2 protein-coding genes and 1 pseudogene are annotated in these 1,644 nt (G+C 61.9%); all 3 read right to left on the minus strand.

The window, feature by feature from the left end:
* Positions 1-406, minus strand: a 406-nt coding sequence (locus tag EOA28_RS35170) for an NAD(P)-dependent oxidoreductase (protein ID WP_148671079.1), incomplete at its 3' end; no start/stop codon positions are given.
* Positions 403-852: an EamA family transporter gene (locus EOA28_RS35175; RefSeq protein WP_126082158.1), complete on the minus strand. Its 450-nt coding sequence runs from the start codon at positions 850-852 to the stop codon at positions 403-405. The genes EOA28_RS35175 and EOA28_RS35170, both read right to left, overlap by 4 nt.
* A gap of 124 nt (positions 853-976) precedes the next feature.
* Positions 977-1,644: pseudogene (locus EOA28_RS35180) on the minus strand (FAD-binding oxidoreductase); the annotation flags it as partial.

Genomic DNA, 1,644 nt, shown 5'->3' on the forward strand with positions numbered 1-1,644 from the left:
GCGCGACCGGATGGTCCTCGGTCATCGGCAGCACCACCGTGTGGCCGTAGATCATGTCGGTCGTGTAGTGGACGAGCTTCGAGGCGCCGGCCTTGTCCATCGCCTGGATGATGTTCTCGGTGCCGTGGAAGTTCACTGGAAAGAAGAAATCATGCCGCTTGGCGCGCACCTGGATCGGCGACAGCATCTTGGCCGACAGATTGTAGACCATATCGTCCGCCTTGAGCCCGACCGCCGCGACCGGGGCCGGATCGGTCACATCGCAGGTGATGAAGCGCATCGAACGGTAATGCGGCAGGTCGCTCTTCACGATGTCGGCGACGACGACAGTCTCGCCATCGGCGACGAGCTTGGGCGCAAGGTGACGGCCGACGAAACCGTCGCCGCCGAAAATCACATGTCTCATCGAACGATCTCGCTTGTCTGGATTTTGTCGGAGGCGATGGAAGCGGTCTGCTCCTCATGCCCGTGGCCACCCATTTCTCTGCCACTCTGGGCGATCAGGATCGTGCCGACGCAGATGCAGGCGATTCCGGCGATGCGCCAGCCATTGAGGTCCTCGCGGAAGACGAAATAGGCAAAGATCGCCACGGCGACATAGGCGAGGCTGAGGAACGGATAGGCGAAGCTGAGCTCGACCTTGGACAGCACATAGAGATGCGACGCCATCGAGATGACGAAGGTGCACAGACCGAGGAACACCCATGGGCTGAACACGATCTGCAGCAGCCTGACGAGCGGATTGACACCTTCGAAGGAGATCGGCCCCATCGACATCATGCCCTGCTTCAGCATCAGCTGCGCTGCGGCATTGGTCATGACCGTGAAGAGAATGAAGACTATGTATTTCATTGTTGCCACCCCGCCCCCTTGGGCGGTCCTATTACAAACCTGCCAATATTTCGTGAACCCACACCAGTGTTTTAAGTAAACCATGGCGTAACACTTTGTTTACCATGATCTATTCGACTTTTACCTATTCCGCGGCCTCAGCTCTTCCTTGTCCGATCTCCAGTCTCTTGGCGGTACGCGCCCAGAAGCTTGATAGGAAAGCCGGGTCGCGAAGCGCCTCCATCCGTCGCCAATGCGGGAACGATGCGGCGAATGTCTCAGGCCCCATCCGGGCATCCTTGTAGGGGTTCACCGCCCCGCCCGCCTCAACCGTGATGCGGTCGAGCTGGGCAAGCAGCCGCAACGTCCTTTCACCCCGGTTGGGGAAATCGAGCGTCAGCGTGTAGCCCGGCCGCGGGAACGACAGCAGCGCCGGCGAGCGGACATCGCCGAAGCGCTTGAGCACCGTCAGGAACGATCCCTGCCCCGCCCGTCGCGCCGCCTCGAGCAGCGCGGGCACGATGCGGCGGGCCTTCTCCTCCGGCACCACGCTCTGGTGCTGGAAAAGCCCGCGCGGCCCGTAGAGCCGGTTCCAGTCGCGGACGCCGTCGAGCGGAAAGAAGAAGCCCTGATAGCCCGCTTGGCGTGGGACCGCGGACTTGCCCTTTTTCCAGCGGTAGGCCGCGTTGAAGGCCGTGAGGAAGGGCCGGTTCAGCACGTTGAACGGCGGCCGCACCGGCACGGAAAGCCGGGTGCCGGCATTCGCGGCGGCGTGGGAGCCGTGTTCGGCATGATTGCCGGTTAACAAAAGGC

It is taken from the genome of Mesorhizobium sp. M2A.F.Ca.ET.067.02.1.1, assembly GCF_004023285.1.
Taxonomy (GTDB): domain Bacteria; phylum Pseudomonadota; class Alphaproteobacteria; order Rhizobiales; family Rhizobiaceae; genus Mesorhizobium.